The following is a 24,355-nucleotide window of genomic DNA, read 5'->3' on the forward strand; positions in this document are numbered from 1 at the left end:
AGATGGTGGATAACAAAAACTAGAACGAAAGGAACGTGGCCACATTGGCATCGTTTAACCCCACCACCAAAACTCAGGAGGCAATCCAGCAGGCGCTGCAGAAGGCGTCGTCTGCCGGTAACCCCGATATCCGCCCCGCGCACCTGCTCGAGGCGATTCTTACCCAAGAAGACGGCATCGCCGCGCCGGTGCTGAAGGCCACGGGCGTCGATCCGGAGGTCGTCGCCCGTGAGGCGGGTGAGATCGTCGCGGGTTACCCCAAGGCGGAGGGCCAGAACATGGCCAACCCGAACTTTAACCGCGACGCGCTCACCGCGATTAACACCGCCCAGGAGCTCGCCGGCGAGCTTGGCGACGAGTACGTCTCCACCGAGGTACTCCTCGCCGGGATTGCGCGCGGCAGCGACGAGGCCGCCGAGCTGCTGAAAAAGCGCGGCGCTACCTTCGACGTGCTCAAGGGGGCCTTCCCCTCCGTGCGCGGCAACAAAAAGGTCACCTCCGAGTCCCCGGAGGACCAGTTCCAGGCCCTGGAGAAGTACTCCACGGACCTGACCAAGCGTGCCCGCGAAGGCAAGATCGACCCCGTGATCGGACGCGATTCCGAGATCCGCCGCGTGGTGCAGGTGCTCAGCCGCCGCACCAAGAACAACCCGGTGCTCATCGGAGAGCCCGGCGTGGGCAAGACCGCCATCGTCGAGGGCCTGGCGCGGCGCATCGTCGCTGGCGACGTTCCCGAGTCGCTGAAGGGCAAGACGCTGATCTCGCTCGACTTAAGCTCGATGGTCGCGGGCGCGAAGTTCCGTGGCGAGTTCGAGGAGCGACTCAAGGCCGTGCTGGAGGAAATCACTTCCTCCGAGGGCGAGATCATCACCTTTATCGATGAGCTGCACACCATCGTCGGCGCCGGAGCGTCCGGTGAGGGTGCGATGGATGCCGGCAATATGATTAAGCCGATGCTCGCCCGCGGTGAGCTGCGCCTCGTCGGCGCGACCACCCTGGATGAGTACCGCAAGTACATCGAGAAGGACGCCGCGCTGGAGCGCCGCTTCCAGCAGGTGTACGTGGGTGAGCCGACGGTAGAAGACACGATCGGAATTCTGCGCGGCCTGAAGGAGCGCTACGAGGTGCACCACGGCGTGCGCATCCAGGATTCCGCCCTGGTCGCCGCCGCGGAGCTGTCGAACCGCTACATCACTAACCGCTTCCTGCCGGACAAGGCCATCGACCTGGTCGACGAGGCCGGCTCGCGCCTGCGCATGGAGATCGACTCCTCCCCGCAGGAGATCGATGAGCTCGAGCGCATCGTGCGCCGCCTTGAGATCGAGGAGATCGCGCTGGCCAAGGAGTCAGACGCCGCGTCGCAGGAACGCCTGAGCGCACTGCGCCAGGAGCTCGCGGACCAGCGCGAGACTCTGGGCGAGATGAAGGCGCGCTGGGCGAACGAGAAGAGCGAGATCGACCGCGTCCAGTCCGCGAAGGAGGAGCTCGAGCGCCTGCGCAATGAGTCCGAGATCGCCGAGCGCGAGGGCAACTACGCCAAGGTCTCCGAGCTGCGCTACGGCCGGATTCCCGAGCTTGAGCAGGAGGTCGCCGAGGCCGAGGGCCAGGCGAACGACGCGTCGCGCACGATGCTCACCGAGGAGGTCACCCCGGATGTGATCGCCGATGTCGTCTCGAGCTGGACGGGTATCCCGGCAGGCAAGATGATGCAGGGCGAGACCGAGAAGCTGCTCAACATGGAGTCCGTGCTGGGCGAGCGCGTCGTCGGCCAGGGCGACGCGGTCACCGCGGTGTCCGATGCGGTGCGCCGCTCGCGCGCTGGGGTGGCCGACCCGAACCGCCCAATCGGCTCCTTCCTCTTCCTCGGGCCCACAGGCGTGGGTAAGACGGAGCTGGCGAAGGCGCTGGCCGAGTTCCTCTTCGACGACGAGACCGCGATGGTGCGCATCGACATGTCGGAGTACGGCGAGAAGCACTCCGTGGCACGCCTGGTCGGTGCCCCTCCGGGATACGTCGGCTTCGACGCGGGCGGTCAGCTCACCGAGGCCGTGCGGCGTCGCCCGTACTCGCTCGTGCTTTTCGACGAGGTGGAGAAAGCACACCAGGATGTCTTCGACGTCCTCCTCCAGGTGCTCGACGAGGGCCGGCTGACTGACGGCCAGGGCCGCACGGTGGACTTCCGTAACACCGTGATCATCCTGACCTCGAACCTGGGTGCGGGCGGTTCGCAGGAGCAGATTATGGAGGCGGTGCGCCACCACTTCAAGCCGGAGTTCATCAACCGCCTTGACGACGTCGTCGTGTTCGAGCCGCTGTCCGCCGACCAGCTCGTGGGCATCGTCGACATCCAGCTCGAGCAGCTCGCAGAGCGCCTCGCCTCTCGCCGCCTGACCTTGCAGGTGTCGGATGCGGCCAAGGCGTGGCTGGCCGAGCGCGGTTACGACCCGGCCTATGGCGCGCGCCCGCTGCGCCGCCTGATCCAGCAGGCCATCGGCGATCGCCTGGCCAAGGAGTTGCTGGCAGGCTACGTCCGCGACGGTGACACCGTGGCAGTGGATGTGGCCGAGGGCGGCGAAGCCTTGAGCGTCGACGCTGTGAAGTAGACACGCGCGGCGGGCGCGATGGGTTGGCTCCACCAGCGACCCGCCGAGGCACTACACTGCCAACCATGCAGCCGACGACGATGATCATCACCCGAGTGGCCGTTCCGGGAGTGGAGAACGAGCAATTGGCTGCACACCAGCTGGGGCCGAATATCTTTGTCGTGGCCAGCGTCCCCTTCGTGGATACGACGCTGGCGCTCGGCGACATTGTGGAATGTGTGCTGGTCAACCGGTGCTACCACGTTGATCGCGTGGTTGTGCGCGGCGGCTCGTCGACCGTGCGGATCATGCCCACGAACGAGTACTCCAACGACGACATCGCCGAGACGCTTCTAGCTCTGGGGTGTCGCGTGGAGCTCGGACCCGGCGGGATGTTGGCCGCCAGCATCGGCCCGGACTGCCCGCGCGAGGGAATTATGGAGTGGCTCGATGGCCTCGAGGCCGAGGGCGTGATCGAGCAGGCGCCTGGTTACACGGCGTAACTTACCCGGCGGGATCAGCATCGGTTCCCTATGCTTGGGGCCCATGACGGTATTTGTCTCCGCCAGCGAGCTCAACGAGCGTATCCGGTCCGGTCAAAAGCAAACTATCCTCGCCGTCTTGTGGGAGCCGGTTGAGGGCAAAGCGTGGTCCAAGTTCCAATCCGAGCACATTCCCACCGCCATGTTCTGCGACCCCGCCGTGACCTTGGCGGGCATGCCGGGCCGCGAGTCAGGCCGCAACCCGCACCCGACGCTGGAGTCGCTGGAGCAATTCCTCGCCGAGTGGGGCATTGAGCAGGGCCGTCCGGTCTACATCTACGACACGGGTGCCGGGGTTTTCTCCGCGCGCGCGTGGTGGACGCTGCGCTGGATGGGAGTGGAGGACGTCTTCATCGTCGACGGCGGTTTCCGCGCCTGGGACGCCGCCGATTTCGACACCGTTGCGGGCCCCGGCAACGTCACCGTGCGCGCCTCCTATACCGCGCGGCCGGGCAGCTTGCCGATGGTGGAGATCGACCAGGTCCGCGATTTCGCAGGATTGCTCATCGACGCCCGCGACGCCGCGCGCTACGAAGGCCGCCGCGAGCTGCTCGACCTCAAAGCGGGCCACATCCCGGGGGCGCTCAACCTCCCCGTGGGCGACCTGTTGGATGAGCAGACGCGCCAGGTGGTCGGCATCGACACGATTCGGGACCGGTTCGCCCAGCTCGGGGTCACGCAGAACACCGCGCCGGAGGACGTCGTGGTGTACTCGGGCTCGGGCAACCACTCCGCGCTGCTGATCGCGGCGATGGCCCACGCCGGGTTGCCGGTGGCCTCGCACTACGTGGCGGGGTGGTCGCAGTGGAGCGGGGATCCGACAAACCCGGTGGCCCGCAACCTCTAATTGGCACAGCCACGCAGTAACATCATCATGCGATGGCCTACGTATTGATCTTCCTCGCTGTGGTGGCGCTTCTCGCCGCCGGCGCTTTGTGGTACGCGGACTCGCGGCAGCGCCCCGCTGAGCCGGAGCCGCGGCGTGCCCCAGAACCGCCCGCAGCGCTAGAAGCCCCGCAGTCCGAGCCCGAAGCGCTGCCGGAGCCCCAGCTAGAACCCGCACCCGAACCCGCCTCGGAGCCGGTGAAACTGGCCACCCCGCACCGCAGCTCGGGGCTCCAGCTCCCGGGCTCGGGTCGCCGCGGCCGGCGGGAGCGCCGCGCGTGGGCGCAGGCGAAGGGCCTGGAGTTTTCCCGCAGCGACGAGCTGCTCGGCGGGGAGTGGACCCGCGGGGCCGCGGCCTCCGGCGCGACGCCGAAGGACATCGCGTCCGGCACTGTGTTCGGCCACGACACCCACGTCATGGACCTCGGCGGGGTGACCGTGATGGCGATGCGCACAGGCGAGGTCAGCGATATCGTGGTCGATTTCCGCCGCGACGGCTTCGTGGCCGACTCCTCCGCCGACCTGATGGAGGTCGAGCGCGTTGAAGACTTCAGCGTCTTCGCCACGGAGGTCGCGCCAGTGCAGCGCTTCCTCGACATCCGCGTGCGCACCGCGCTCGAGCAGTTCCCCGACGCAGTGCTGGCCGCGTGGTGCGAATCGGAGTGGGTGCTCGCCCAGACCGCGAAGAACTCCACCCCGCAGGATTGGGACGCCATGCTCGCCCCGCTCGCCCTGCTTGCCGACGCCGCCCGCGTCCTGCCGCCGCGCAGCTGGGCGGCGGTCGAGTTCGCGCACCCGACGCGCGAGATGGCGGTAAGTGGGGTCGTTGGTGAGGGCGTCGAGAAGCAGCAGGCGTCGGGTTCGACCCGCGTGACGCGGCCCGAGGAGCCGCGGGCGATGCCGACGCGCACGACCGGTGCGGTGCGCGGGACGGTTCAGCCGCGTGCGGTGGGCGCAGATGAGGTCGCGCCGATCGCCGAGGAGCTTGAAAGCCCGACCGGCGCCGACCTCACGCGTGTGCGCCGCGACCAGACCCCGCCGTCCATTTTCGGCTAACGAGTAAGGTTTAATCCCATGAACGATGCCACAAACGAGCTTGCCCAGCTGGTCAAAGACCTCGCCGTCGTGCACGGCAAGGTCACCTTGTCGTCCGGGCGCGAGGCCGACTACTACGTGGACCTGCGTCGCGCGACGCTGCACCACCGCGCGTCCGCGCTCATCGGGCAGCTTCTGCGCGAGCTTACCGACGACCTCACCTTCGACGCCGTCGGCGGGCTCACCCTCGGCGCCGACCCGGTGGCCGCGGCGATCATGCACGCGCCGGGCCGCGACATCGACGCCTTCGTGGTGCGCAAGGAGGCGAAAAAGCATGGGATGCAGCGGCGCGTGGAGGGGCCGTCGATTAGCGGAAAGCGCGTGCTCGTCGTGGAGGACACCACGACTACGGGCAACTCGCCGCTGACCGCGGTCGAGGCGTGCCGCGCGGAGGGCGCGGAGGTCGTTGCCGTGGCCACCGTCGTCGACCGCGCCACCGGGGCCGCCGAAGTGCTGCGCGAGGCAGGCCTAGAGTATCGCTACCTGCTCGGACTCGAGGACCTTGGACTCAGCTAAAGGCCCCACCGAATGGGGCGAGGGCCGCCACGGCGTCGGGCCGTGGCAGGGCCCGTGGCCGGAGGATCCGCGCTACGACCCGGAGTTTCTCGAACACGGCGATCGCCGCAACGTGGTCGACGCCTACCGCTACCTCTCGCTCGAGGCGATCCGCGCCGAGCTGGACAAGCGCCGCCACCCGTTCCACGTGGCGATCGAGAATTTCGAGAACGACATGAACATCGGCACCGTCGTGCGCACCGCCAACGCCTTCCTCGCCGCAGCGGTGCACATCGTCGGGCGGCGGCGCTGGAACCGGCGCGGCGCGATGGTCACCGACCGCTACCAGCACATCATCCACCACGACACCGTGGCGGATCTGGCGCAGTGGGCTGCGCAGCGGGATCTGGCGATCGTGGCCATAGACAACACGCCCGGCTCGGTCCCCTTGGAAACGGCGCATCTGCCGCGCGAGTGCGTGCTGGTGTTCGGCCAGGAGGGCCCCGGGATCACCGACGACGCGGCAAGTGCCGCGGCGATGACCTGCTCGATTGCCCAGTTCGGTTCGACGCGCTCGATCAACGCGGGCGTGGCGGCGGGCATCGCCATGCACGCCTGGATCCGGCAGCACGGAGACCTTGAGCAATCCTGGTAGATTCGTCTTATATCTTTGTGGGTGTCCAACTGAAATGAGGTGCTCTGATGGCCGAGAAGTGGTCTCATCGCGCTGACTTGGCGGAATCAGCGATTAATGAGCGCCACGCCTCCCGCCTGTGGAGCCTGCCCGGAACCAACCTCGCCGTCGTCGCCTGGCCGCCACGCTCCCCGGAGCGCGGTTTCGTGCACTGGCATTACTGGTGGCAGGCCCACTATCTCGACTGCCAGATCGACGCCGCGTGCCGACGCCCCACCAAAACGCGCCGCAAGCGCATAGGCGACACCCTGCGCGCGATGCGCCTGCGCAGCCGCGGCGACCTGGCCAGCAACAAGTACTACGACGACAAGTCGTGGCTCGCGCTCGCCTGGAACCGCGCAACAGCGCTTGAGGGCATTGAGCGGACCAAGGCACTTGACGCCCTCGAGTTCAACATCCTCGCCGGCATCGACCCCGTCACCGGGGTCCTGCCGTGGCGCGCCGGGGAGACCTACTACAACGTGCCGTCGAACGGGCCGGCATCGATCCTGTTCGCCCGCACGGGCCGCCTGGACAAGGCGCGCGCGATGACGGACTGGATCTACGACAATCTCAGCGCCGACTCCGGCTTGGTCAACGACGGAATCCGCATGCGCATGCATGGGCCCGAGGTGGTGGACAAGATCTACACCTACAACCAGGGCACCGTGCTCGGTGCCTCCCTCGAGATCGCGCTTGCGCTGCGTGACGACGTCGGCCTGGGCAACACAGACCCCATTGATTCCTTCGACCACTCCCACCGCGCTGATGCCTCGGTGTTCTACATCACCCACATTCGCGAACTGGTCAAGGCGATCGCCCTGCACCTGGCCACCCCGCAGGGTGTGATTCTCTGCCCGCCGCATGAAACGCGCGACGGTGACGGCGCATTGTTCAAGGGGATCCTCGCGCGCTACCTTGCCGATGTTGCGCTGCGCCTGCCGGAGGATTCGCGCGAGAACATCGCGACACGCAAAGTCGCCGCGCGCATGGTGATGGCGTCGGCGGAGTCGCTGTGGAACCACCGGCTCGAGGTCGACGGATTGCCCATCTTCGCCTCCGAGTGGTCTGACGACGCTCGCTTGCCGCACAACTACGGGTTGGGGCCGTCGTCGATAAGCGAGGCGGTGGGGCTTGTGCGTATCGACGAGCGCGACCTCTCCGTGCAGCTCTCCGGCTGGATGCTGCTTGAGGCGGCGGCGCGGATCGCGGGCGGGGAGCCGGAGGACTCCGAATAAGGGCGGCAGCGACTGCGACGACGGTCCAAAACGGGCATACTGGGGGTGCACACGAACAACCATCCTGGAGGTTTATTCCATGCCCATCGCAACCCCCGAGGTCTACAACGAGATGTTCGACCGGGCGAAGGCGAACGGCTTCGCTTTCCCCGCCATCAACTGCACCTCGTCCGAAACGATCAACGCGGCCATCAAGGGTTTTGCCGAGGCTGAGTCCGACGGCATCATCCAGTTCTCTACCGGCGGCGCCGAGTTCGGCTCGGGCCTGGGCGTGAAGAACAAGGTCGCTGGCGCGACCGCGCTGGCTGCCTTCGCGCACGAGATTGCCAAGCACTACGACGTCAACATCGCCCTGCACACCGACCACTGCCAGAAGGAAGTGCTCGACGAGTTCGTCCGCCCGCTGATCGCGATCTCCCAGGAGCGCGTCGACCGCGGCGAGCTGCCGCTGTTCCAGTCCCACATGTGGGACGGCTCCGCCATCCCGATCGATGAGAACCTCGAGATTGCCAAGGAGCTGCTGGCCAAGGCGCACGCGGCGAACATCATCCTCGAGGTCGAGATCGGCGTTGTCGGCGGCGAGGAGGACGGCGTCGAGGCGAAGTCCGGCGCGAACCTCTACACCGTCGCGGAGGACTTTGAGAAGACCATCGACGCGCTGGCCATTGGCGAGCACGGCCGCTACCTGCTGGCCGCCACCTTCGGCAACGTCCACGGCGTGTACAAGCCGGGCAACGTCAAGCTGCGCCCGGACGTGCTGGACATGGGCCAGAAGGCCGCGATTGCCAAGCTCGGCCTCGAGGAGGGCTCCAAGCCCTTCGACTTCGTCTTCCACGGCGGCTCCGGCTCCGAGAAGGAGAAGATCGAGGAGGCCCTGTCCTACGGTGTGGTGAAGATGAACGTGGACACCGATACCCAGTACGCGTTCACCCGCCCGATCGCCGGCCACATGTTCTCCAACTTCGACGGCGTGCTCAAGATCGACGGTGAGGTGGGCAACAAGAAGGTCTACGACCCGCGCTCCTACTTGAAGAAGGCGGAGCAGTCCATGTCCGAGCGCGTCATCGAGGCGTGCGAGGACCTGCACTCCGTGGGCAAGACCCTGTCCAAGTAAGAAAAAGCGTCAAGGCGTCCCGGCTCCGGGGTGCCTTTGTGCACGCTAGGCTGGGGGTATGGCTAAGGAGAGGATGGGGACAAGGGCGCGTTTGCTCGCGGTCAACGAATCCCTGTCCGCCCGCGTGACGCGGGTGCGCAAGCGCCTTTTGCCGATTTTGCAAACGGCGATCGCCGCTGGTGTCGCGTTCTGGATCGCCAGCGAGGTCTTCGGGCACGCGCAGCCGTTCTTCGCGCCGATTTCGGTGATCATCATCGTCGGCATGACCGGCGGCGAGCGCATTTCCAAGGCGCTGGACATTTCACTCGGCTGCGTCATCGGCGTCGCGGTCGGCGACCTGCTGTTTTATCGGCTGGGTTCGGGCGGGTGGCAGATCGCGGTAATTGTGGCCTGCGCGCTGCTCATTGCGTCGTTCTTCTCGCGCTCTCAGTTGGTGAACAACCAGGTCGCGATTGGCTCGGTGCTCATCGCCACGATCATGCCCCCGGGCGCCGAAGTCACCGGCATCGACCGCACCATCGATGCCTTCGTCGGCGCGGCGGTTGCACTGGTCACCCTGGCACTGATCCCGCAGGGCCCAGTGGGCAAGGCACGCCAGGAGATTTCCAAGGTCATGGAGCTGATGTCCTCGGTGCTTGACGACGTCGCCGACGGCCTGCGTTCCGGCAACGCCGACGTCATCGACGAGGCACTCGACCTAATCCGCAGCTCCCAGACCGACATCGACGCGATGTCCTCGGCCGTCGCCTCCGGCGCGGAATCCGCCCGCCTCTCGCCGTTTCTGTGGGGCTCGCGCCGCTACGTCCACTCCCTGGAGATGGTGATCCCGCCAGTGGACACCGCGGTGCGCACGACCCGCGTCCTCGCCCGCCGCGCCCACATCCTCTGCGGCGACAACGACCGGGTTACGCCGGAGCAAATTGAGCTTATCGACGCCCTCGCCAAGGCATCCCTCGAGATCTCCGACGTCTACGAGGTGGATTCGCGCAAGCTGCAGTCTGTGGCGATCCCGCGCATCGTCAACGACCTGCGCGTCCTCGGTGGCCGCGCCGGGATGGACGTGGTCGGTGACAACGGCGTGCTGTCCGCCTACGCCATCCTCGCGCAGACGCGCTCGCTCATCGTGGACCTGCTGCAGGTGTGCGGGATGTCCCGCGTGTCCGCAGCAGCGGTGCTCGTACCGACCTCAACCAGCCCGAAGTACCCGCCGGAGCAATACAGCTAGTCGCCCAAGTAGTCCAGCCCGATGTCGAGCGCGGACACCGAGTGGGTCAGGGCCCCAACGGCGAGGTAGGCCACTCCCGTCTCCGCATACGCGCGGGCGCGCTCGAGCGTCAACCCGCCGGAGGACTCGAGCTCGCAGCCCGGGGCAACCTGGTCACGGCGGCGCACGGCCTCGGCGGTATCGGCGACGCTGAAGTTATCCAGCAACACCAGCTGCGGGGGCTCGCTTAAGCGCAAAAGCGCATCGAGCTGATCGAGGGTGTCCACCTCCACCTCGCAGGGCAAATCCGGGGCGTGGGCGCGCACCGCCGCGAGAGCCGCGACGACGCCGCGCGACACCGCCGCAACGTGGTTGTCTTTGATCATGGCGGCGTCGCCAAGCCCCATGCGGTGGTTGACGCCGCCGCCGGCGCGCACCGCGTACTTCTGCAGTTCGCGCAGGCCGGGCAGGGTTTTGCGCGTATCGCGGATCCGCGCCCCGGTGCCCTCGACGGCGTCGACCCAGCGTCGAGTAGCGGTGGCGATGCCGCTGGCGTGGCTGAGGATGTTCAGCATCGTGCGCTCGGTAGTGAGCAGCGTGCGCGTCGGCGCGGTGACCTCGGCGAGGACGTTTCCGGGGGCCACGCGTTCGCCGTCGTCGACGCGCTGCGTGACCTCGCAGCCGGGCGTGTCCAGGGCATAGCGGATCACGTCGAGACCAGCGGTCACACCCTCGGCGCGCGAGACGAAGCGGGCGCGCGAGGTGGCGTCGGCGCTGATGGTTGCGAGCGTGGTCACGTCGGGCCCGAACGCCAGGTCCTCCTCCAGCGACGCGGCGATCAGGGAGCGCAGGTAGGACTCGCTAAGCGGCTCCACGGGCTTACTCCCCGCCGCCGGGCTCGCCGATGGAGATCATCGCCTCGAGTGAGGCGCGCGCCTTATCCGCGATGTCGGTGGGCACGTCGACCTCGTCCTTGCCCTCGGCCAGGCAGCGCAGCAGGGCGGCCGGGGTGATCATCTTCATGTAGCGGCAGGAGGCGCGGTCGTTGACCGGTTGGAAGTTGACCTCGGGCGCGGCGCCGCGCAGCTGGTGCAGCATGCCGATCTCCGTGGCAACGAGCACGGTGCGCTCCGGGCTGGCGGTGTGTGCCAGATCGAGCATTCCGCCGGTTGAGAGCATGTGCACCCGCTCCGGGTCGATGATGCCCTCGCCGGCGAGGTAGATGGCGGAGTTGGCGCAGCCGCACTCGGGGTGGATGTAAAGGTCGGCGTCGGGGTTGGCTTCGGCCTGCTCGGCGAGTTTGGTGGCGCTGATCCCGGCGTGAACGTGGCACTCACCGGACCAGATGCGGATGTTGTCGCGGCCCGTCTCGCGCTTGACGTGCGCGCCGAGGAACTGGTCCGGGCAGAACAGCACCTCCGTGCCCGGGTCGATGGACGCGACGACGTCGACGGCGTTGGAGGAGGTGCAGCAGATGTCGGTGAGTGCTTTGACTTCGGCGGTGGTGTTGACGTAGGAAACCACCACGGCGTCGGGGTGCTCACTGCGCCACTGGCGCAGCTGGTCGGCGGTGATGGAATCCGCCAACGAGCACCCGGCGTCTTTGTCGGGGATGAGCACGGTTTTGGTGGGGGAGAGGATCTTCGCGCTCTCGGCCATGAAGTGCACACCGCAGAACACGATGACGTCGGCGTCAGTCTCTGCGGCTTTGCGCGACAGGGCGAGCGAGTCCCCCGTGAAGTCGGCGGTGTCCTGGATGGCGGGGATCTGATAGTTGTGCGCCAGGATCACCGCGTTGCGCTCGTGCTTGAGTCGTGCGATCTCGCGCGCCCACTCCTCGTCGGGCTCTACGCCCTGCCAAACTCCTGACTCCCGCGTGAGGTTCTCCAGGTAGGTGGTCATGGGCGGGTCCTTTCCGCAAGAGATGCTAGCGCTAGTTCGGAGGCCATCGTACCCGCGGAAGCGCACAGGGCTTTGCGCAGGCACGCGAAAAGCCCCAGCCGGAAGGGCTGGGGCTGTTAAGCGGGGAGTGGCGATTTAGCGGTTAGCACCGAAGTCGGTGTCCGGGCGGTTCTCGTCGACGACGACACCGTCGGTCTCGATGCGCTCCTTCTGGAGCTCCTCGGTGACGCGCTCGGTGGACTGGACGGTCTCCTTGTCCAGGGAAACCTTCTCCACCGGGACGGTCTCCTTGTTCACGGTGACGCGCTCCTCGGAGAGGGTCACGGAAGCCTCAGCCTCGCCGATGCGGGAGTCAACGTTTGCGCGGTCGGCCTCGGTGATGGGCTCGCGGACAACGCGAACCTCTTCACGCTGAACCGGAACCTCCACAGTCTCGGTCTCGTTGACAACGTACTTGCGCAGGCGGACCTGGCCGGACTCGACGCGCTCCTTGCCAACGTTGAGCTGCTCCTCGGAGCGGACGATGGCGTCGTTGTCAACGTCTGCGCGATCAACATCAACGGCTGCGCGGTCGGTGGCGACACCAGCAACCGGTGCAGCGTGGCGTGCGTCGGTCTCGTAGGCGGTTACATCCTGGGTGCCCTCGAGGCCGTAGTGGCGGTAGAACGCTTCCTGGTCCTCGTTGGTCAGGTGGCCGTCCTCGTCCAAGTTCGGAGCGTTGTCGATGCGCTCCTTCGGGAATGCGAGGTGCAGCTCGCCGTCGCGCAGGGTGTGGCCGCGCAGAGGAACGATGGAGTCGCCGCCGCCGAAGAGGCCGTGGTTGACGGACACGAAGTCCGGCTGGCCGGTGGTGTCGTTAACGTAAACGTCCTTGACGCCGCCTACCTTGTCGCCATCAACGTCGAATGCGGTTGCGTTTGCAAGGTCTTCAATACGGTTGTAGTCAGCCATCAGTCTGATTCTCCTTTGGTAATTTGCTTCGGCCCGTCTGCCTTTAGGATAATTCCCGTGACAAGGCCCGTGCCGGTCGTTCGCTTGAACAATTCCGAATGTAGCCACGCTCTCGGAGGTGGCGCCGGAACATGTGTCCGGGAAGTCGGGATCATCCGAAAGTTGGAGGTGTATGCTCAGGTTTATCGGTATCATTGCCAATCCTTTCCCGATGACCTGCGCAAAAGTGCTGTTAGAACGACAGCGGCGGTAGCGGCGAAGTCTCAGATCGGTTAAGAACCCCTGATGTAACGCTTAAGGAACGGCGAATGTGATAAAAATCACACCCGGCTAGTTCTCGGTGATTCGCACGCTTTGGATGTCGCGCAGATGCCTGTAGAAGGTTGCCTTGTCGACGCCTCGGCGGCGCCGCACCCCGTCCACCGTCACCGCGATCTCGTGGCCGCCCGCCTGCAGCGCCCGTCCGGTAAGAACTCGTGAACCGTCGGCAAGACCTGGGAAAACGCTCGCGTTTCGTGTGAGGAACCGCCCGCCGGGCAGAGAGCGGAGGCGCTCCAACAACTCGGGCGAGCGCCGCGACGGCGTACCGGAGGTGTCCAAAGGGGTGACGAGCGGCGCGGCCGCAATTCCGGGGGCCGAAGCGGCGGGAACGAGTTTCGCGCCGAAGGAGCCAAAAAACCTCGCCGATGCCTCTTCGCCGGAGCGAAACAGCAACACGGAGGAGTCGACGACGATCTCGCCGACGAACTCGGAGGCCGGGTTGATGTGCGTCAGCGTCGCCGAGCCCGCCACGACCTGGCCGAAATCGTTGCGGATGCACGGCGAAGGCACCACGGGCGCGGTGGCGGCCTCCTCGAAGGTCGGTGTTCCCCATAACGCGGCTGCCGGGGAGGTCGGGTCGGTGGGTACGTACGCTACCTCCGCCCACAGGTAGTCGCCGCGCATCATGCGGGTCAGCACGGCGCCGAGCGCGGCGTCGGAGCCGGAGACAATCACTCGCAGACGCTCTACAGGGCGCTGCGAGGCAAACTGCGGCTCGCCCATGTGGGGCACGTTCGGCGAAGCTTGGATCTCGGCGAGGGAGGGGGTGTCGTCGACAAGCAAAAGCTCCTTGGCCAATTCGTCCAAGGGGCGCAAGTCCGCCCGCGAGGGAATGGGCGGAAGCGACAGGGTGGGGGCGTTTGCTGGCGCGCCCTCGCCACACTGGCAATGAAGAAGCCGCATGCGATCACGCTACAATAACCCGAGTAATCCCCCCTATATAAGGAGTAAGCATGTCCGCCATCGTCATCGTTGGTGCCCAATGGGGCGACGAAGGTAAGGGTAAGGCCACGGATATTCTCGGCGGCAAAGTCGATTACGTGGTCAAGCCCAACGGCGGCAACAACGCGGGGCACACCGTCGTTGTTGGCGGTGAGAAGTACGAGCTCAAGCTTCTGCCGGCCGGCGTGCTGTCGGAAAACGCCGTGCCCATCCTCGGCAACGGCGTGGTGGTCAACCTCGAGGCGCTGTTCGAGGAGATTGACGGGCTGGTTGCTCGCGGTGCCGACGCCACCCGGTTGCGTATCTCCAGCAACGCGCACCTGGTCGCGCCGTACCACCAGACGCTCGACCGCGTGCAGGAGCGCTTCTTAGGCAAACGCGCGATCGGCACCACCGGCCGCGGCATCGGCCCGACCTACGCCGACAAGGTCGCGCGCGTGGGGCTTCGCGTCCAGGACATTTTCGACGAGTCGATCCTGCGGCAGAAAATTGAGTCGGCCCTCGACGTGAAGAACCAGATGCTGGTGAAGATGTACAACCGCAAAGCCATCGAGGTCGACGAGATGATGGACTACTTCATGGGCTACGCAGAGCGCCTCAAGCCGATGGTGATCGATGCGGAGTACACCCTGAACAAGGCGCTCGACGAGGGGAAACACGTGCTCATGGAGGGGGGACAGGCCACCATGCTGGACGTCGACCACGGAACCTACCCCTTTGTTACCTCCTCGAACCCGACCGCGGGAGGGGCGTGTGTGGGCACCGGCATCGGCCCGACGCGCATCACGGCGAGCCTGGGCATTATCAAGGCCTACACCACGCGCGTGGGCGCGGGCCCGTTCCCGACCGAGCTCTTTGATAAGTGGGGCGACTACTTGCAAACCGTCGGCGGGGAGGTCGGGGTGAACACAGGCCGCAAACGCCGCTGCGGTTGGTACGATTCAGTGATTGCGCGCTACGCCAGCCGCGTCAACGGCTTTACCGATTACTTCCTGACCAAGCTCGACGTACTCACCGGCATCGGTGAAATCCCGATTTGCGTGGCTTACGACGTCGACGGCGAGCGCTTCGACGAAATGCCCTTGACCCAGACCCAGTTCCACCACGCGGAGCCGATCTTTGAGACGATGCCCGCCTGGGATGAGGACATCACCGGGATCACGGACTTCGACGACCTGCCGCAGAAGGCGAAGGATTATGTGCTGCGCCTCGAGGAGCTTTCCGGTGCGCCGATGAGCTATATCGGCGTCGGCCCGGGCCGCGATCAGACGATCGTGCGCAACGACGTGATGGAGCGCTAGCGGAACATGGATTCTCTGACTCAGCGCCAGGTGTTCGTGCTCGGCACAGGCCCAGTGGCGCAGTCCTCCGCATCCGCGTTTGCCGACCTCGGTTTCGACGCCTACGTGGGCACCTTGGAGGAGGGGTTGCCGCAGTGGGCCCGCCCGGAGATCACGGTGGTATGCGACGAGCAGGTCGCCACGACGCAGCAGTTGGAGAAGCTTGTCGCGGAGACCGGGACGTACCTGGTGCCCTCGCTCGACGCATGCAGTATCACGCGGACCCGCGAGGGGATTCGCCGCACCGCCGCTGAGGAACTGGGCCTGCCCACGATGGCCTACGAGTTCGCCAAAAGTGTTGATGAGCTAGCCGGTTGTGCCGAGGCCGTGGGGTATCCGTGCGTGGTCAAGCCGTCGATTAGCGCAGGCGGCCGCGGGCACACGGTGGTGCACGGGCCGGATGACCTCGACGCCGCGTGGCGGCGCGCCCGCGAGACTAACCCGGAGGGCTCCGTGGCTGTGGAGCGCTACGTCGATTTCGACTTCGAGGTCACGATCATCACCGCGCGTTCGGTGGACCCGGAGACGGGCGAGCTGGCCACATGGTTCTGCGAACCGATCGGCACCCGCCACGAGGCGGGGCGGTTAGTCGAGGCCTGGCAGCCGGCGCCGCTGTCGGAGGCCGCGATGGACAACGCGCGTTCGATCGCCGCGCGAATCACTGGTCGGATCGGGGCGCAGGGCGTGTACTCTATCGAGTTGTTTGTCGACGGGGACGAGGTTTACTTCTCCGACGTTAACCCGCGCCCCAGCCCGGATGGGATGGTCACACTCGCGACGCAGCGCATCGACCAGTTCGACCTGCATGCCCGTGCGGTGGCAGGCTTGCCTATCGACGTCACGTTGATGACCCCGGGCGCAGCTTGCTACGTGGCGGGCAAGGCGCACTCGGGCGAGGCGCTGGCACGCGCGCTCACGGTCGAGGAGACGACGATCCACGTTCTTGAGGAGACAACGGTGGTGCGCTCGACGGCTGAAGATGTGCAGCAAGCACGTGTGCAAGCCGAACGGGCGGCGCATTTTCTTTCCTGATCGCTACACTGGGCACTGTTTTGCTTCCGACGAATTCTTTACTCGGCTACGAAAGGTGCACAATGGCGGACCAATCGCTGCTCATCACACTCGCTAACCGCAACTACGACGGCATCGACGTGGAAGGTTTCGCTTCCAAGCGGGGCTTGCGCGTCGTTCGGCTCGACTCGTACGGCACGGATCTCCAGGAGATGTACGACGCGCACCTGCTGGCCGAGGAGCCGGCGCTGGTTGTTGGTACGGGCGATGTGAGCTTTGACGGCGAGCTTGCCGCCGCGTTGGGGATTCCGGTTGTGCTGGTCACCGCTGAAGATGCCAACGTCGAACTCGCGGAGCGACGCCTGGAGGAGCTCGGCGCGATTGTCGCCGGAGTTTTCTCCGCTGAGCAGCTTGCCGACGCCGAGATCGCCGCAGTCGAGGCGCGCCAGGTCATGTCCCCGGTGGTGTTCGAGTCGTGGCTGATCGAGCGCGCGAAGGAAAAGCGTGCCCACATCGTGCTGCCCGAGGGCGAGGACGACCGCATCCTGCAGGCCGCCGCGCAGCTGCTTGAGGACGAGGTCGTCGACCTGACCATCCTCGGCGACCAGGCCGACATCGACCGCCGCGCCGCCGACCTCGGCCTCGACCTGTCCGCTGCGCAGATCCTCAACCACCTCGAGTCCGACCTGCTCGAGGAGTTCGCAGCCGACTTCGCCGAGCTGCGCAAAAAGAAGGGCATTTCGCTTGACGACGCCCGCGAGACGATGAAGGACATCTCCTACTTCGGCACCATGATGGTGCACAAGGGCATCGCCGACGGCATGGTCTCCGGGGCGGCCCACACCACCGCGCACACGATCAAGCCTTCTTTCCAGATCATCAAGACAGTGCCGGGCGCATCGGTTGTCTCCTCGATCTTCCTCATGGTTATGCGTGATCGCCTGTGGGCATTCGGCGACTGTGCCGTCAACCCGAACCCGACTGCGCAGCAGCTCGGTGAGATCGCCGCGGTGTCCGCGAAGACGGCATCGCAGTTCGGCATCGATCCGAAGGTGGCCATGCTGTCCTACTCCACCGGCACCTCCGGCTCCGGCCCGGACGTCGACCGCGCGGTTGAGGCCGTCGCCGCGGCGAAGAAGGCGGACCCCGAGCTCATCGTGGATGGGCCGCTGCAGTTCGACGCGGCGTGTGATCCGGGCGTCGGAAAGAAAAAGGCCCCCGAGTCTCCCGTTGCTGGTCAGGCAACCGTGTTCATCTTCCCCGACCTCGAGGCTGGCAACGCGGGCTACAAAATTGCCCAGCGCACCGGCGACGCACTCGCCATCGGGCCGGTTCTGCAGGGCCTGAACAAGCCCGTCAACGATCTTTCCCGCGGCGCTACTGTTCCCGACATCGTCAACACCGTCGCTATCACCGCTATCCAGGCAGGAGCACTGAAGTAAATGTCCTACGTCCTCGTCATCAACTCTGGTTCTTCATCCATTAAGTTCCAGATTGTCGATCCGACCTCGTCGGCCAGCGACACCGCGTTCGTCTCCGGGTTAGTGGAGAAGATCGGTGAAAAGGACGGCCGGATTTCGGTTACCCACAACGGTGAAAAGCACGACTCCAACCAGCCGATCCGTGACCACCGCGGCGGCCTGCAGCTCGCCGTGGCCATGCTCGACTCTCTCGGTGTCGGCCCGACCCAGCTCGACCTCGTGGCGGTCGGCCACCGCGTTGTCCATGGCGGACAGACCTTCTCCGGCCCCGCCCTGATCACCGACGAAGTAGTCGAGCAGATCCGCGACCTCATCCCGCTCGCCCCGCTACACAACCCGGCCAACATCGACGGCATCGAAGTCGCGCGCGACCTTTTGCCGAACATCCCGCACGTCGCGGTGTTCGACACCGGCTTCTTCAGCGAACTGCCGGCGGCAGCCGCCACCTACGCGATCAACAGCGAGGTGGCCGAAGCCAACCAGGTGCGCCGCTACGGTTTCCATGGCACCTCGCACGAGTTCGTCTCCGGCCAGGTGCCCGGCATCCTCGGCCGCGACAGCGCAGACACCAACCAGATCGTGCTGCACCTCGGCAACGGCGCATCCTGCTCCGCAGTCAAGGGCGGTGCACCCATCGATACCTCGATGGGCCTGACACCGTTGGCCGGCCTGGTGATGGGCACGCGTACGGGCGACGTCGACCCGGGCATCATCTTCCACCTGCACCGCCAGGCGGGAATGAGCATTGACGAGATCGACACCCTGTTCAACCGCCAGTCCGGCATCAAGGGCCTGTCCGGTGTCAACGACTTCCGCGACCTGCATGCCAAGATCGATCAAGGTGACGACGACGCCAAGCTAGCCTTCGATGTCTACATCACCCAACTGCGCCGCTACATCGGCTCCTACATGATCGCCCTCGGCCGCGTCGATGCGATCACCTTCACCGCCGGTGTCGGCGAAAACGACGATGCGACGCGCGCCGCGGCGCTGGCCGGGCTGGAGAACTACGGCATCGTCATTGACGAGAACCGCAACGCGGGGCCGAACGACGGCCCCCGCGAGATCACCACCGACGACTCCACCGTCAAGGTCCTCATCGTGCCGACGAACGAGGAGCTGGCCATCGCGCAGAAGTCCGCGGAGGTCGCTGCGGCGCAGTAGGCGGAGTTACTGTGGCGTTTCGCTTCGCGGGATGTCACTGTGAAGCGGTTGGGTGGTCGGGCGACCTGGGGTTTTGCACCGCCGCAGCTGTTGAGTGTGACATTGCACCCGCCGAGATGTCACGGTGAAGCACTCAACCGTCCCCGCGACCTGGAGTTTTGCACTGCCGCAGCTGTTGACCGTGACATTGCACCCGCCGAGATGTCACGGTGAAGCACTCAACCGTCCCCGCCACCTGGGGTTTTACACCCCCGCAACCGTTGACCGTGACATTTCGGTGTGCGAAATGTCACGGTGAAGCGGTTGGGTGGTTTTGCGACCTGGGGTTTTGCACCGCCGCAGCTGTTGACCGTGACATTGCACCCCCCGAGATGTCACGGTGAAGCACTCAACCGTCCCCGCCACCTGGGGTTTTACACCGCCGCAACCGTTGACCGTGACATTGCACCCGCCGAGATGTCACGGTGAAGCACTCAACCGTCCCCGCCACCTGGGGTTTTACACCCCCGCAACCGTCGACCGTGACATCTCACCCCCCGAGATGTCACCGTGAAGCACTCAACCCGAACAAAACCGGACCTAAAACCACGTCGCCGGCCGGACTTTGTTCGCCATGTCCACCAGCGCGTAGCGGTGGCGTGCATAGGGGGCGATGCGGGCTTGTTCGCGCAAAGTCGTCGCGAGGCCGCGGCGAAGGTCGCGGGTGGTGAATTCGTACTCGAAGAGTGAGTGGTCGGAGGCGGCGCGGTCGACACCGGCGTCGCGCAGCAGCGTGAGTGCCGCGCGCAGCACGTAGACCTTGATCTGCAAAAACCGAGGTTCGTTGTTGGGGATTTCTTCCAGGCGGCGGGCGGCGCGGCGGATGCGGGACTCCGTCAGTTCGTCCGACACCAGGTCGAGGATAGTGGTGAGCTGCGCCATCCTGTGGTGGCGCGAGGAGTTCGGCACCTTGTCCAGCGCCGCGACGGCGAGCTCGACCTCGCGCTCCGCCATCAGCAGCCGCGCGAGCCCGAAAGCCGAAGACACCGTCGTGGGGTTGGTCAACCACACCAGCGAGTAGAGGCGCAGGGCGTTGAAGCGCAGGACAGTCGGGGTATCGCTGAGCATGGTCCAGTCCTCGGCGAGCACGCCCTTGGACTGCCACGCCTCGAAGGTCTCCGAGGGCAGTTCGCCCAGGTGGGTGCGGATGCCGGCAGCGGCGCGGGAGAGGGCGTCGTCAAGCAATGCCCCCGTTAAGTAGCCGTTGCTTTGCAGGATGAGCTCGTCGATCGCGGCGATGGCGAGCTTGGGGGCGGCCTCGCCGGGCACGGCGACGAGCACACTGGTGAAGTTGGCCTGAGCGGACTGGAAGTCGCCGATGAGTGTGTTGGTCACGCCCGAGTACCAATGGAATCGCCAATTGTGGCTGAGGCGGTCCTTGAGCGATTCGAGCCAGGTGCGCGCCTGGTAGGTCAGCCCGAGGTCCAACATCGCGCGGACGACACCGAACGGGATTTCGCTGGACTGCTCGTACTGCGGGGTCTGCATCGCCTGGCGCAGGTTTTCCAGGGTCTCCTGCGGCTCCTGGTAGGAGGTGCCCTGCAGCATCGCGGCGCCGACGTCGTGGCGGTCGATCAGGGGAGCGGGCAGCGCGGTGACAACTTCCTGCGGGGTGATCTCCACGGTGCGGCTGATGCCGTCGATGAGCTGGTCGGTGCGAAACACCAGGTGCTTGGTGCCAAACGTGGTGCGCTGCGGGGAGAACAGCGAGTGCTGGGCGGGGTAGGTGCGCCCGTCGCGGATCGCGATGCACTCACGCAGCACCCCGTAAAGCTGGGTTTCTAGCTCACCGACGGTGGAAAACCGCTGTTCCGGGTCCTCGTGGCAGCACCGCCGGATGAGCCGGTACAGCGAGAGGTAGCGGCGAAACGTCGGCTCCGTCGTCGGCGAGGGGATGCCGGGGTCGTACACCCCGTCGGTGCGCGGCAGGTGGACCACCAGCGAGGCCAGCGTCCGGCCGATGGTGTAGATGTCGGAGGCGATGCTGGGGCCCTGCGTGGCCACCTCGGGGGCCTGGTAACCCTTGGTGCCGTAGATGAAGCCGTAGGCGCCGATGCCGCTGACCGCGCCGAGGTCGATGAGCTTGACCTGGTCCTCGGTGACGATGATGTTGTCGGGTTTCAGGTCGTTGTAGACCACCCCGCGCGAGTGCAGGTACACCAGCGCGGGCAGCACCTCGAGGATGTAGGCAATCGCCAGGTCGACGGGGAGCAGCCCGTTGGGTTGCTCGTTCCTGCGCTGGCCGAGGCTGGGCCCGCCGACGAACTCCATCACGATGAACCCGCCGGGCACGCGCGAGTCGTCGATGAAGTTGAAAATCTTCACGATTCCCGGGTGGGTGATCTCGGCGAGGAATTCGCGCTCCGCCACCGCCGCGGCGGCCTCGTCGGCGTTTTTGGTCGAGTGCAGCCCCTTGAGCACCACCACGCGGTCGGCGACGTTGCGGTCCTGGGCCACGTAGATCCAGCCCATCCCGCCGTGCGCAATCACGCCCATGATCTCGTACTGGCCGGCCACCACGTCACCCGGGTGCAGATGCGGGGCGTTCAGGCCCTTCTGCACAACGGCGCGGGTCGGGTCTTTCAGCGCCTCCTTCGGGTCGGTCGGCGCGATCCACGGCAGCTCCACCATGCCGTCGGCCACCGCACGCGCCGCGCGCTTCGCGCCGCGCAGCTCGCGGAAGGTATCGAGCGCTTCGCGCCGCGAGCGTTGCGACGTGTCCTCCTCACGCCGCCCCTCCCTCAGCGCGTCAAGGTCTTTGAACAGCTCAGCCATGTCGCCCAAGCCCGCGTAGTTGCGCTCGTCGCTGTCACTGTCGTCGTCAAGAGCGAACGGGTCGAAGGCGACGGCCTCGGTAGCCGGGTCGTCGCCGGCGAAGGGGTCGTACTCGACGGCCTCGGTGGCGTCGTCTACAGCGTCTTCTACTCTCTCGTCGCGCTCGTTCACTGTTGCTCCTTCGCCTCAGAAGTAGCTCTGTACCGCAGCTCCGGCATCGACGGGCTGGCTAGGCTGCCGGAGAGCCATCTCTCGTACATCGCGTTCCAGGTGCCGTCGTTACGCAGCCGCTCCATCGTGGAGTTGACCTGCATGGTCATCCCGGCATCGCCCTTGTGTGTGCCCACGGCGTACTGCTGGCGGCCGTAGCGCCGCGGCAGGATCGTGGTGTACGGGTCCTGGGCGACCATGCCGGCCAGGATCGCGTCGTCGGCCAGGATCGCGTCGGCGTGGAACTGCTGGGTGGCCATCAGACAGTCCGCCCAAGTGCGGGTGCGCAGGATCGTCGACTGCGGCGCGATCTCGCGCGCGAGCTGCACCAGGTTCGAACCGTCGACAACGCACACGGTGGTGCCCGGGAGGTCATCCTCGCTCAAAATACCCCGGTCCCGGGGTACGAGCAGGCGCACGTACGAGGTCAGGTACGGCGTGGAGAAGTCGACGCTGGCAACGCGGGTCGGGGTGACCGACATCGTGCGGATCACGATGTCGACCTCGCCGTTTTGCAGTGACTGCGCGCGTTGTTGGGAGCCGACGAAGCGGAAATCCACCCGGTCGGGGTCGCCGAAGATGTCGCGGGACACTTCGCGCGCTAGGTCGATCTCGAAGCCGCGCAGGTCGCCTGCGGTGACGTCGCGGTAGGAGAGAAGGTATTGCGACTGGTCGACGCCGACGACGATGCGGCCACGCTCGACGACGTCCGGGATGCGCTCGGCCGGCGTCGCGTTATCCGGGCGCAGCGAGCCCTCCCACTCGGTGTCCTGCGCGAACCCGGTCTCCGGGGCCACCCCGGGCCTGTCCAGCACCGCGCCGGGCGGCAGCGGTACGCCGCTATACGACGGCGGTGGCAACGCCGGCGCAGCAACGCGGGTCTCGCCCCCGGGCGCGCAGGCGCTGAGGGCGGCACACGCCAGTGCCGCTGAGGTGATACGCGCAAACTTTCTCACAGGTACTCCCTCAAGCGGCGGCGAATCCCGAGCCAGATCGACAGCACGGACAAGGCGGTAAAGGCCAAAACGGCGCCGGCGACTGCGCTGGTGGCGTCCAGGGAGGCCACGATGAACTCGCGCATGTCCTGGCGAGACTGGCCGATCAGCCCGGACAGGGCGTTGTCCAGCCTGGTGTAGGCGCGCGAGGAGGATGCCAGTCCCTCGTCCGGGTTCGGGTCGGTAAGGACTTGGACGGCGGTGTCGAACTCGCCGCCGCCAAGGGTTTGCGCGAACTGGGTGTGCGCCTCATCCCACTGGTCCAGCGCCTCGCGCGCCGAGGCGATCAGGTCCGGGTCCGTCGAGCCGGATGGGGGCGCTGAGGCGGAATCCAGTGCGCGGGAGACCGAGTCGTAGGTTTCTGAGAAGGTCAGGTCGGTATCCGAGACGGACTGGCGGCGCAGTAGCGCGAAGATTTCGTCGGTGCGGGTCTCTTGGGCGTCGATACGCGCGCTGGTCAGCTCCTCCCAGGGCGTGGAGGCGCGCTCGAAGTCGCGCTGGCCGGACTGCCACACCGAGTAGTTGGCCACCGAGGCCCAGATAATCGCGATGAGCATCATCACGGTCGCGGCGATGAACCCGCGGTTGAGGCGGCGGCGGAACACCTTCCACAGCCACACCTGCGCCAGCAGCAGGAAAATAAGCGCTGCGACCAGGCCTGAGAGTGGCACCCACTGGGGCCGGGCGAGGCGCTCCATCTCGTCGGCGACCTGCTCGCGCGTGAGGTTGAACAGTTCGGTGGCGTTGCCCAGCATCCGCTCGCGCATCACGTTCGAGCTCGACGACATGTACGCCACGCTCACGGGGTTGCCCATGCGCTGGTTGGTTTTCGCCCGCTCCATCAGCCCGGCGTAGACGGGGATGTCGCGCTGGATCTGCAGCACCAAGCGGCGGATCTCGTCGTCGCGCGCGCCGGAATCGACGGTGCCTTCGAGCACCTCGTTCGCGGCGATGACGGCCATATCGACCGACTCCATGAAGCGGTTCATGTCGTACTCGCTGGAAATGCCCGGCTGCACGAACGTGGAGGTGGCAATCGTGTCGGCCTGCGACAGGGAGGTGATCAACGTGTGCGCCGAGTTGCTCATCGGCTCGGTGGAGTTGACCAACACGTCCATCGCCTCCTGGCGCGCAGCCATGGTCTGGCTCATGGACACGCCGGCGGCGATCAGCGCCAGCGTGAGCACCAGCATCATCGACAGCAGCTGGCCGGGGGTGGTGGTGATGAAGTCGATAACGCGGCGCACCCAGCGCAGCGGGCCGGTAAACGTTTCGGCCATCTTGACGCGGGCGGAGCGGTTTTCGGGCAGGGCTTCGAGCTCGTCGACGAAGGCGTCGTCAAGCGGAGCGTCGTCGATCACGCTCGCTTGCTGCACCATTGCTATACCATAACCCG

General features: G+C 66.1%; 20 protein-coding genes. 13 read left to right on the plus strand and 7 right to left on the minus strand.

Going from position 1 to position 24,355, the window contains the following annotated elements:
* Positions 1–44: 44 nt before the first annotated feature.
* The 9 genes from clpB (at position 45) to E3227_RS05255 (ending at position 9,849) form a co-directional block, all read left to right on the plus strand.
* Complete coding sequence (clpB, locus tag E3227_RS05215; RefSeq protein ID WP_144318599.1) at positions 45–2,603, plus strand: ATP-dependent chaperone ClpB; 2,559 nt, start codon at positions 45–47, stop codon at positions 2,601–2,603.
* Positions 2,604–2,668: 65 nt separating this feature from the next.
* Positions 2,669–3,085, plus strand: coding sequence for a DUF4265 domain-containing protein (locus E3227_RS05220; protein ID WP_136648993.1), 417 nt, complete (start codon positions 2,669–2,671; stop codon positions 3,083–3,085).
* 43 nt (positions 3,086–3,128) lie between these two features.
* Positions 3,129–3,971: a sulfurtransferase gene (locus E3227_RS05225; protein ID WP_144317783.1), complete on the plus strand. Its 843-nt coding sequence runs from the start codon at positions 3,129–3,131 to the stop codon at positions 3,969–3,971.
* 32 nt (positions 3,972–4,003) lie between these two features.
* Positions 4,004–5,065, plus strand: coding sequence for a type III secretion system chaperone family protein (locus E3227_RS05230; protein WP_144317784.1), 1,062 nt, complete (start codon positions 4,004–4,006; stop codon positions 5,063–5,065).
* Between the two features lie 18 nt (positions 5,066–5,083).
* On the plus strand, positions 5,084–5,620 hold the full coding sequence (pyrE, locus tag E3227_RS05235; protein WP_136648989.1) for an orotate phosphoribosyltransferase: 537 nt from the start codon (positions 5,084–5,086) through the stop codon (positions 5,618–5,620).
* Entirely contained in the window at positions 5,607–6,254 is a 648-nt protein-coding gene (locus E3227_RS05240) for a TrmH family RNA methyltransferase (RefSeq protein WP_144317785.1), read from the plus strand. Before pyrE ends, E3227_RS05240 begins: the two co-directional genes overlap by 14 nt.
* A gap of 47 nt (positions 6,255–6,301) precedes the next feature.
* The gene (locus tag E3227_RS05245; RefSeq protein ID WP_144317786.1) at positions 6,302–7,510 is read left to right on the plus strand and encodes a glycoside hydrolase family 76 protein; all 1,209 of its coding nucleotides are present in this window, start codon (positions 6,302–6,304) and stop codon (positions 7,508–7,510) included.
* 79 nt (positions 7,511–7,589) lie between these two features.
* Positions 7,590–8,624 (plus strand): class II fructose-bisphosphate aldolase, encoded by a 1,035-nt coding sequence (gene fbaA, locus E3227_RS05250; RefSeq protein ID WP_144317787.1) that lies wholly within the window; start codon positions 7,590–7,592, stop codon positions 8,622–8,624.
* Between the two features lie 58 nt (positions 8,625–8,682).
* Positions 8,683–9,849: an FUSC family protein gene (locus tag E3227_RS05255; protein ID WP_144317788.1), complete on the plus strand. Its 1,167-nt coding sequence runs from the start codon at positions 8,683–8,685 to the stop codon at positions 9,847–9,849.
* Here the strand turns inward: E3227_RS05255 and nadC are convergent.
* The 4 genes from nadC to E3227_RS05275 form a co-directional block, all read right to left on the minus strand.
* On the minus strand, positions 9,846–10,703 hold the full coding sequence (gene nadC / locus E3227_RS05260; protein WP_144317789.1) for a carboxylating nicotinate-nucleotide diphosphorylase: 858 nt from the start codon (positions 10,701–10,703) through the stop codon (positions 9,846–9,848). The genes E3227_RS05255 and nadC overlap by 4 nt on opposite strands.
* A gap of 4 nt (positions 10,704–10,707) precedes the next feature.
* Complete coding sequence (gene nadA / locus E3227_RS05265) at positions 10,708–11,730, minus strand: quinolinate synthase NadA (RefSeq protein ID WP_144317790.1); 1,023 nt, start codon at positions 11,728–11,730, stop codon at positions 10,708–10,710.
* A 135-nt stretch (positions 11,731–11,865) separates the two neighbouring features.
* On the minus strand, positions 11,866–12,681 hold the full coding sequence (locus E3227_RS05270) for a PRC and DUF2382 domain-containing protein (protein ID WP_144317791.1): 816 nt from the start codon (positions 12,679–12,681) through the stop codon (positions 11,866–11,868).
* A 330-nt stretch (positions 12,682–13,011) separates the two neighbouring features.
* Entirely contained in the window at positions 13,012–13,905 is an 894-nt protein-coding gene (locus tag E3227_RS05275; protein ID WP_144317792.1) for a hypothetical protein, read from the minus strand.
* Positions 13,906–13,955: 50 nt separating this feature from the next.
* On the opposite strand from E3227_RS05275, the gene E3227_RS05280 reads away from it, so the two are divergent.
* The 4 genes from E3227_RS05280 to E3227_RS05295 all read left to right on the plus strand — a co-directional run bounded on the left by E3227_RS05280 (position 13,956) and on the right by E3227_RS05295 (position 18,940).
* On the plus strand, positions 13,956–15,245 hold the full coding sequence (locus E3227_RS05280; RefSeq protein WP_144317793.1) for an adenylosuccinate synthase: 1,290 nt from the start codon (positions 13,956–13,958) through the stop codon (positions 15,243–15,245).
* Positions 15,246–15,251: 6 nt separating this feature from the next.
* Positions 15,252–16,316, plus strand: coding sequence for an ATP-grasp domain-containing protein (locus E3227_RS05285; RefSeq protein WP_144317794.1), 1,065 nt, complete (start codon positions 15,252–15,254; stop codon positions 16,314–16,316).
* A 62-nt stretch (positions 16,317–16,378) separates the two neighbouring features.
* Positions 16,379–17,737: a phosphate acetyltransferase gene (gene pta / locus E3227_RS05290; protein WP_144317795.1), complete on the plus strand. Its 1,359-nt coding sequence runs from the start codon at positions 16,379–16,381 to the stop codon at positions 17,735–17,737.
* Entirely contained in the window at positions 17,738–18,940 is a 1,203-nt protein-coding gene (locus tag E3227_RS05295) for an acetate kinase (RefSeq protein WP_144317796.1), read from the plus strand.
* A 579-nt stretch (positions 18,941–19,519) separates the two neighbouring features.
* On the opposite strand, the gene E3227_RS05300 is transcribed toward E3227_RS05295, so the two are convergent.
* From E3227_RS05300 to E3227_RS05310, 3 genes are read right to left on the minus strand one after another with little or no spacing between them, the layout of a single operon-like run.
* Positions 19,520–21,925: a serine/threonine protein kinase gene (locus E3227_RS05300; protein WP_144317797.1), complete on the minus strand. Its 2,406-nt coding sequence runs from the start codon at positions 21,923–21,925 to the stop codon at positions 19,520–19,522.
* Positions 21,922–22,920, minus strand: a complete 999-nt coding sequence (locus E3227_RS05305; RefSeq protein ID WP_136648978.1) for a glutamate ABC transporter substrate-binding protein — start codon at positions 22,918–22,920, stop codon at positions 21,922–21,924. Before E3227_RS05305 ends, E3227_RS05300 begins: the two co-directional genes overlap by 4 nt.
* On the minus strand, positions 22,917–24,338 hold the full coding sequence (locus tag E3227_RS05310; protein WP_144317798.1) for a hypothetical protein: 1,422 nt from the start codon (positions 24,336–24,338) through the stop codon (positions 22,917–22,919). Before E3227_RS05310 ends, E3227_RS05305 begins: the two co-directional genes overlap by 4 nt.
* Positions 24,339–24,355: the final 17 nt, after the last annotated feature.

It is taken from the genome of Corynebacterium sanguinis (genome assembly GCF_007641235.1).
Taxonomy (GTDB): domain Bacteria; phylum Actinomycetota; class Actinomycetes; order Mycobacteriales; family Mycobacteriaceae; genus Corynebacterium; species Corynebacterium sanguinis.